The following is a 396-nucleotide window of genomic DNA, read 5'->3' as shown; positions in this document are numbered from 1 at the left end:
GGATGAGATGGACGAAGAGACCGTTTGCCGTGATCACGTTGGCTCGCTCGGGCGCGGACTTGCCGTCATGGAAATCCTGGCCCGGCATCCCGCGGGCATGACCCTGACCGAAATTGCCGAGACAGCCGGCCTGACTCGCGCCGGCGCGCGCCGCTTCCTGCTGACCTTGGTCGCCACCGGCTACGCGACTCAATCCGGCCGTGTGTTCTCCCTGTCGCCACGCCTGCTGACCATCGCCCGCACCTGGCTCGGCGGCGGCTCGCTGTGGAGCTTCGCCGCGCCGATCATGCGCGCGGTGGCGGCGCAGCTGAACGAAGCTTGCTCGGCGGCGATCCTGTCGGGCGATGATGTCGTCTATGTCGCCCGCATTCCCGGGCGCCGTATCCTGAGCGTCTC

At 68.2% G+C, this 396-nt stretch carries 1 protein-coding gene; it reads left to right on the top strand.

What is annotated here, in order from left to right; translation table 11 throughout:
- Positions 1 to 7: 7 nt before the first annotated feature.
- Positions 8 to 396, top strand: a 389-nt coding sequence (locus EN859_RS35620) for a helix-turn-helix domain-containing protein (protein ID WP_145972006.1), incomplete at its 3' end; no start/stop codon positions are given.

It is taken from the genome of Mesorhizobium sp. M00.F.Ca.ET.216.01.1.1 (assembly GCF_004010325.2).
In the GTDB taxonomy this organism is placed as follows: Bacteria; Pseudomonadota; Alphaproteobacteria; order Rhizobiales; family Rhizobiaceae; genus Mesorhizobium.
Note: the sequence above shows the minus strand (reverse complement) of the source record. Positions and strands in the feature narration are given on the sequence as shown.